The 7,581-nt window shown below is 45.2% G+C and carries 5 protein-coding genes and 1 pseudogene; 3 read left to right on the top strand and 3 right to left on the bottom strand.

Going from position 1 to position 7,581, the window contains the following annotated elements:
- Positions 1-89: 89 nt before the first annotated feature.
- Positions 90-650 (top strand): annotated as a pseudogene (locus tag B7360_RS04455) (LysR family transcriptional regulator substrate-binding protein); the annotation flags it as partial.
- Here B7360_RS04455 and B7360_RS04450 read toward each other — a convergent pair.
- Positions 592-1,371, bottom strand: a complete 780-nt coding sequence (locus B7360_RS04450; protein ID WP_085342804.1) for a TSUP family transporter — start codon at positions 1,369-1,371, stop codon at positions 592-594. The pseudogene B7360_RS04455 and the gene B7360_RS04450 sit on opposite strands and share 59 nt — an antisense overlap.
- A gap of 249 nt (positions 1,372-1,620) precedes the next feature.
- Here B7360_RS04450 and B7360_RS04445 point away from each other — a divergent pair, with 249 nt between their 5' ends.
- Complete coding sequence (locus tag B7360_RS04445) at positions 1,621-2,532, top strand: hypothetical protein (protein WP_023584955.1); 912 nt, start codon at positions 1,621-1,623, stop codon at positions 2,530-2,532.
- Positions 2,525-2,989, top strand: a complete 465-nt coding sequence (locus B7360_RS04440) for a hypothetical protein (protein WP_053808580.1) — start codon at positions 2,525-2,527, stop codon at positions 2,987-2,989. Before B7360_RS04445 ends, B7360_RS04440 begins: the two co-directional genes overlap by 8 nt.
- A 97-nt stretch (positions 2,990-3,086) precedes the next feature.
- Here B7360_RS04440 and carB read toward each other — a convergent pair whose 3' ends face one another.
- Together carB and carA are read right to left on the bottom strand one after the other, a co-directional pair.
- Positions 3,087-6,320 carry a carbamoyl-phosphate synthase large subunit gene (gene carB / locus B7360_RS04435; RefSeq protein ID WP_047009081.1) on the bottom strand — a complete coding sequence of 1,078 codons (3,234 nt, stop codon included), beginning with the start codon at positions 6,318-6,320 and terminating at the stop codon, positions 3,087-3,089.
- Between the two features lie 16 nt (positions 6,321-6,336).
- Entirely contained in the window at positions 6,337-7,476 is a 1,140-nt protein-coding gene (gene carA / locus B7360_RS04430) for a glutamine-hydrolyzing carbamoyl-phosphate synthase small subunit (RefSeq protein WP_085342803.1), read from the bottom strand.
- Between the last annotated feature and the right edge of the window lie 105 nt (positions 7,477-7,581).

Genomic DNA, 7,581 nt, shown 5'->3' with positions numbered 1-7,581 from the left:
GCGTCAGAGATTAGGTATTGTGTCGAATTCATTTACAGTATTTTCAATAGGTGTTGATTTACTCAGACAACACCTATTGAGATAGGTTCTTAGTCGCTGGATACCTTAGTGTGATCATGGCAGAACGCTTTGCTCATGACCAGTACATACGAATATCGACCAATCATACACCACGCATTATTGAGAACGTCAAATCAGGTAAAGCGACACTGGGATTCTGTGCCGGTTATTTACCGTCTCATCATGGATTAATGAGCCTTCACCTCGCTGATGAACCTTTTTCAATCGTCAGTAGATACCCACTTTCGCAACTACCCAAAGCCATTTTGACCAATGACTTAACCAATCCTGCCAACACTTACCAACAAGCTATTTTGTCAAAATACGGAATTGAGCCTTTGATGGAAATGGATTCATACACTGCGGCAGCACAACTGGCTTTGGGCGGAATGGCTCCCGCTTTAATTCCTAAATCTATCCTGAAGACACTTAATATCACATCCAAGTTCTGCTATGACTTTGAAGAACTAAGACAGTTAATTCGACCAATACATATCTGCTTGCGCCACAGCACATATCGCAGCAAACGAGTTAAAGCACTGACAAAATCCATTGCTGATGTTGTTGCCAAAGAAGTTTCGTTGCCATGAGCATCGACATCACAATAACTAGAGGACGAATCCATTTTTGCCCTTCACTTACCACGACCTTCGCCCCTAACTGAGCACCAAGAAAACCGCCAACAGCCATGGTTAAGCCAAGCTTCCACACTGGCAACCCGGCTAAGATAAAAAAGAGTAGTGCCGCTATGTTTGACGTGAAATTGAGGATTTTTGTTCTAGCAGTGGCTTCGACCAAAGAAAAGTGACCCAGTGCAACAAAACAAACAGTAAAAATAGATCCAGTCCCAGGGCCAAAAAAGCCATCATAGAAACCGATCCCCCCACCAATGCATAGCGCAAACATCGCTTCAGATAACTTTGGTTCTCCATCGATTTTTCGCGTACTTGGCGCGAGTAAAAAATAGAGGGAAATGGCTATCAAAAGAACAGGGATCAAACTGGTGAGTACGCTAGCATCAATAAACTGCACAGCCTCGGCACCGATCGCTGCACCGATAAAAGTACAGAGTATCGCGAAACGCATTTCCTTTAGGCTGACAATACCGTTACGCACGAAATACCAACTAGCTGAGAAGCTGCCAAACGAACTTTGTAACTTGTTAGTTGCTAGAGCTTGAGTCGGACTCAACCCCGCAGCCAAAAGCGCAGGGAGCGTAATGAGCCCTCCCCCACCAGCCATCGCATCAATAAAGCCTGCGGCAGTCGCAACCAAAAATAAGGCCAACAAAATCTCAACCGTGATTTCCACTACACTTCCTTTTTGAAGAGGTATCAAAGAGGAAGAAACGGTAGCACTTATTCACAAAACTACCAATGGAAAGTCAAGACACCAATCTATTCCTAATTTTCATCAATCAATGAATCTAGAAAATGATACATTAAAAATATCAATTACATCAAAATATAGAGCCTCACCTCAAGAGTATTTCATTTTTTTGATGGCCAAGAAAAACACTGGCTTAATCTGATAAATTCAACCTTATCAAGAGTGAAAATAATGGATGTTTTAAGGACTCGCCCCTCAATAAAAGAACAACAGCTACGCTCTCGTATAGAACAAACCGTAAATCTAAAACAGCTCTTCAAAGTCATAGACTCTAGGCCTGAAACTTCGGGGGCAGGGGTTATTTATATCGCAGGTGATTCAACAATAATCTCTCTTCGAAAGTTCAACTCCAGTTGTCGCGTCAACCCTATCAGTATTATTTTAAAAGAGCCGACATCTCCTATGTCCGCCGATAGCTACGCCAAAGAACTTAAGTCTTCGAATAGAGAGTCTAAGTTAGCTTCTGAACTTATTGGAGCAGGCTTAAGCTGTGCTTCAGCAGCTTTAGGTTGGATGGTTGTTATTGGTAGTGTTGGTGCGATTCCAATTTCGGGAGGCACGAGTGCTGCCGTTACTTATTTGGGATACAGTGCGGCGGCTGCCTCTACAGTCCAATGTATGGTGGGCATAGGCAGGAGTGGAGCTGAGGGTTTTGCTCCTGATAAGCTAGATGAACTGGACTCGCAAGCTTGGTATCAAAATACGTCTAAAGCCCTCGATTACATATCTCTGGTAGGTGTTGGGGCATCAGGCACAGCCACAATAAAAGCCATAAGTAATCTACAGAAGAGCTCAGGAAAAAGCTTAAGTGAAGTTTTGAAGGGCTTAAATCGACACGAACGAGCAAGGCTCACTAAAGAAATTTCGAAACAAAACATCCCAAACTTATCTTCAAAAGCCTATAAACAACTAGTACGTTCAGGAAGCGTGAAACGAAGGTTCTCTTCACAAGACATCAGCAATGCCATCCAACTTCAACTAAAAGATGCCATTGGTGCAACTATCAGTTTCGTGGGTAGTGCAACCTCCGGCAACGTCGGTGCTATTGCAGTGGGTGTATACGAGGAGTTTTCCATTGAATAGTAGGGAAAAAGAAGTCTTCGTTCTGTCCGCTAAAAGCATCGCTACAGCTTTAAGTGCAATAATACTGTTAACAATGGGGGGAGGATTAAATATTTTCTTTCTGGATCAACTAATCGATATTTCAAACACTTACGGTCCATTCTACTTGTGGGTAGTAATGATGGGTATTGGTGCACTTTTGGTAACGATTCCATTTGGGATGATCATTATTCATGGTTTAAAGTTTCTAAATCCAATCAATATTTTCAATGCCACGATACAAATTTTCATTGCGATATGTTTTGGGGTTTCAGAAGCAAAATTAGGAGACCTATTCTGGTTGATAGCCCTTGCTCTCCCCATTATTGCTCTTTATTTGATGAATACTCCTTCCTACAAATGCTTCATAACCTTTTACTATGAACTAGCTCAGAGTCGTAGAGAGCATCGAAGACGAATGAAAAATATCAACAAGTAGAACAAGTTGCTTAATAAAACAAAAAAGCCCGCTCAAATGAGCGGGCAATGAGGTTGTCATGTAAGCCCTGATTAACGAGCTTACTGATTTTTATCTGTTACGCGTCTAGACTAGCTTTCACTTTTGCGTGTAGCTCTTGAACCGAAGTTACTGACGCTTTTGCGTCTGCAGTATGAGACATACATGTAGCGAACGCTGCGTTCAGTGTCGTTGTGTAGTTCACTTTCTCTGCCAGTGCGCCGCGACGTAGAACTTTCGAATCTTCAATCGCTTGACGACCAGCTGCCGTGTTTACGATGTAGGTGTATTCGTTGTTCTTGATGCGGTCAAGAATGTGTGGACGACCTTCGTGTACTTTGTTTACCAAGCGTGGGTTGATACCCGCTTCGCCCAGAATCACAGCAGTACCGTGTGTCGCATCCAACTGGTAACCCAGTTTCACTAGCTTAGAAGCCAGGTCAACAACACGCTCTTTATCGCCTTCACGTACTGACAGTAGCGCACGACCACCTTCAGGGTAAACCGCACCACAACCTAGCTCTGCTTTCGCGTAAGCTTCTGCGAATGTTGCGCCAACGCCCATTACTTCACCTGTTGAGCGCATTTCTGGGCCCAATAGCGGATCAACGCCAGGGAACTTGTTGAACGGCAGAACCACTTCTTTCACTGAGTAGTAAGGAGGGATAATCTCTTTAGTAAAGCCTTGTGACTCTAGAGATTGACCCGCCATTACACGTGCAGCGATTTTCGCTAGAGGTGCACCTGTCGCTTTCGATACGAATGGTACCGTACGAGCAGCACGAGGGTTCACTTCGATTAGGTAAACGTCGTTGTCTTTCACAGCAAACTGCGTGTTCATCAAACCGCGTACACCGAGTTCGAACGCCAGCTTCTCAACTTGCTCACGCATCTTGTCTTGAATTTCCTGACTTAGCGTGTATGCAGGCAGTGAACATGCAGAGTCACCAGAGTGAACACCGGCTTGTTCGATGTGTTCCATGATACCGCCGATAACGACGCGTTCACCGTCACAGATAGCATCAATATCAACTTCGGTTGCATCATCCAAGAAACGGTCTAGTAGAACTGGAGACTCGTTCGATACGCTTACTGCTTCATTGAAGTAGCGACGCAGGTCTTGCTCATCGTAAACAATTTCCATCGCACGACCACCGAGTACATAAGACGGGCGAACAACTAATGGGAAGCCAATTTCTTTCGACTTCTCAACCGCTTGCTCCATCGTTGTTACTGTCGCGTTTTCTGGCTGAAGTAGACCTAAACGGTCAACAGCGGCTTGGAAGCGTTCACGGTCTTCCGCACGGTCTATAGCATCTGGGCTCGTACCAATGATTGGAACACCAGCCGCTTCTAGAGCACGAGCCAGTTTAAGTGGCGTTTGACCACCGTACTGAACAATCACACCTTTTGGTTTTTCAACGCGAGCGATAGAGAGTACATCTTCCAGAGTTACTGGTTCGAAGTACAGACGATCAGACGTATCATAGTCAGTAGATACCGTTTCTGGGTTACAGTTAACCATAATGGTTTCGTAACCGTCTTCACGCAGCGCAAGTGATGCGTGTACACAACAGTAGTCGAATTCAATGCCTTGGCCGATACGGTTTGGACCACCACCAAGAACCATGATCTTGTCTTTGTCTGTTGGGTTGGCTTCACACTCTTCATCGTAAGATGAGTACATGTAAGCCGTGTCAGAAGAAAACTCTGCGGCACACGTATCCACACGTTTGTAAACCGGGTGAATATCAAACTGCTCACGAGCACGGCGAATTTCACTTTCAGCGACACCAAGCAGTTTAGACAAGCGCGCATCAGAGAAGCCTTTACGTTTCATCTGGCGAAGCACTTCTTTGGTTAAACCTGCGTAGCCGCCCGCCTTGACTTGCTCTTCGAGTTTTACGATTTCTTCGATTTGAACCAGGAACCAACGGTCAATTTGAGTCAAGTTGAACACGCCGTCAACTGACATGCCAGCTCGGAATGCATCGGCGATGTACCAGATACGCTCAGCGCCTGCTTCTTTAAGTTCGTGACGAATCTTAGTCAGTGCATCTGGTGCTTCTAAATCGACCATCTCGTCAAAACCAGTTGCGCCAACTTCTAGGCCACGAAGTGCTTTGTGAAGAGATTCTTGTTGGTTACGACCAATTGCCATTACCTCACCAACCGATTTCATCTGAGTAGTCAGACGGTCGTTTGCGCCAGCAAATTTCTCGAAGTTAAAGCGAGGAATCTTAGTTACGACGTAGTCGATAGTTGGCTCGAATGATGCTGGTGTTGCACCGCCCGTGATGTCGTTTTGTAGTTCGTCCAGAGTAAAGCCAACAGCAAGCTTCGCGGCAATCTTAGCGATTGGGAAACCTGTTGCTTTTGACGCTAACGCAGAAGAGCGAGATACACGTGGGTTCATCTCGATGATAACCATACGGCCATCTTTCGGGTTGATACCAAACTGTACGTTTGAACCACCTGTTTCAACACCAATTTCACGTAGAACGGCTAGCGATGCATTACGCATTAGCTGGTATTCTTTGTCAGTCAGTGTCTGTGCTGGTGCTACTGTGATTGAGTCACCCGTGTGGATACCCATTGGATCAAAGTTTTCGATTGAACATACGATGATACAGTTGTCCGCTTTGTCACGAACGACTTCCATTTCGTACTCTTTCCAACCGATTAGTGACTCATCGATAAGAAGTTCGTTGGTCGGAGATAAGTCCAGACCGCGACGACAGATTTCTTCGAACTCTTCTTTGTTGTACGCGATACCACCACCAGTGCCACCCATGGTGAACGATGGACGGATGATACAAGGGAAGCCAACCATATCTAAAACTTTGTAAGCTTCTTCCATGCTCTTCGCTGTATCTGCGCGAGGACACTCAAGGCCGATAGACTTCATCGCTTTATCAAAACGAGAACGGTCTTCCGCTTTGTCGATTGCATCTGCAGTTGCGCCGATCATCTCTACGCCGAATTCTTCTAGTACGCCGTGTTTCTCTAAGTCTAACGCACAGTTAAGTGCAGTCTGGCCACCCATGGTTGGCAAAACTGCATCTGGACGCTCTTTTTCAATGATCTTGCGTACCACTTCCCATTGGATTGGCTCGATGTAAGTCGCATCAGCCATCTCTGGGTCTGTCATGATCGTTGCTGGGTTCGAGTTAACCAGAATAACTCGGTAGCCTTCTTCACGAAGTGCTTTACAGGCTTGTGCGCCAGAGTAGTCAAACTCACATGCCTGACCGATAACAATCGGACCAGCACCAAGAATTAGAATACTTTGAATGTCAGTACGTTTTGGCATTATCTACTACTCCGAATTAAGCGCTGTGTTTTTTGATTAGTTCGATAAAGTGGTCAAATAGCGGTGCCGCGTCATGTGGACCTGGGCTCGCTTCTGGGTGACCTTGGAAGCTAAATGCTGGCTTGTCTGTGCGGTGAATACCTTGCAAAGAGCCATCAAATAACGATACGTGAGTAGCACGTAAGTTTTCCGGTAACGTTGCTTTATCTGCCGCAAAGCCGTGGTTTTGCGAAGTGATCATAACAACGTTACGGTCTAAATCTTTTACTGGGTGGTTTGCACCATGGTGACCAAACTTCATTTTCACGGTTTGTGCACCTGACGCTAACGCAAGGATTTGGTGACCTAAACAGATACCGAAGATAGGTAAGCCTTTTTCTAGGAACACTTTTGTCGCTTCAATCGCGTAAGTACATGGTTCTGGATCACCAGGGCCATTTGATAGGAAAACACCGTCCGGGTTCATCGCAAGCACTTCTTCCGCTGACGTTTCAGCAGGAACAACCGTTAAGCGGCAACCGCGGTCAACCAACATTCGCAGGATGTTGCGTTTTGCGCCGAAGTCGTAAGCAACGACGTGGTATGGCAGCTCGCTGTCATCTTTCGCCTCTGGAAGTCCACCTTCAAGCGTCCACGAACCTTGTTTCCATTGATACGCTTCTTTCGTTGTAACTTCTTTCGCAAGGTCCATTCCTTTTAAGCCTGGGAATTCTTTTGCTTTCGCTAGAGCCAAAGCTTCATCTAGGTTATTACCCGCAACAATACAACCGTTTTGAGCACCTTTTTCACGCAAGATACGAGTGAGCTTTCGCGTATCAATATCAGCGATGCCAACGATATTTTGAGACTTAAGGTAATCAGAGAGGGATTGTTCATTACGGAAGTTAGAAGCGATAAGAGGAAGGTCGCGAATCACAAGGCCTTGTGCATGAATGGAAGAGGATTCTTCATCTTCGGAAGTGGTTCCGGTATTGCCAATGTGAGGATAAGTAAGGGTGACGATTTGCTGAGAATAGGAAGGATCAGTGAGGATTTCTTGATACCCCGTCATCGAGGTATTAAAAACGACTTCACCAACGGAAATACCATCTGCCCCTATGGACACTCCGTGGAACACTGTCCCATCTTCTAGGACTAACAGTGCTAATTTACCCAAGACAACCTCCAGAATAAAAATGCAAAAAAAATAAATCAAACTGCAAACATGCCTTCCTTTACCTATAAAATCTACATAAATAGGTATTTCAGACAAATTGGCGGT

Origin of the sequence: Vibrio sp. ArtGut-C1 (assembly GCF_002105475.1) — a bacterium.
GTDB classification, from domain to species: Bacteria; Pseudomonadota; Gammaproteobacteria; order Enterobacterales; family Vibrionaceae; genus Vibrio; species Vibrio diabolicus.
The sequence above is the reverse complement of the archived record's forward strand: the minus strand, read 5'-3'. Positions and strand labels throughout refer to the sequence as shown.

What these genes read in the sequence shown, in the direction of transcription:
- B7360_RS04445 (WP_023584955.1), top strand. Translation starts at nt 1,621, where the DNA reads ATGGATGTTTTAAGGACTCGCCCCTCAATAAAAGAACAACAGCTACGC.
- carB (WP_047009081.1), bottom strand. Translation starts at nt 6,320, where the DNA reads ATGCCAAAACGTACTGACATTCAAAGTATTCTAATTCTTGGTGCTGGT.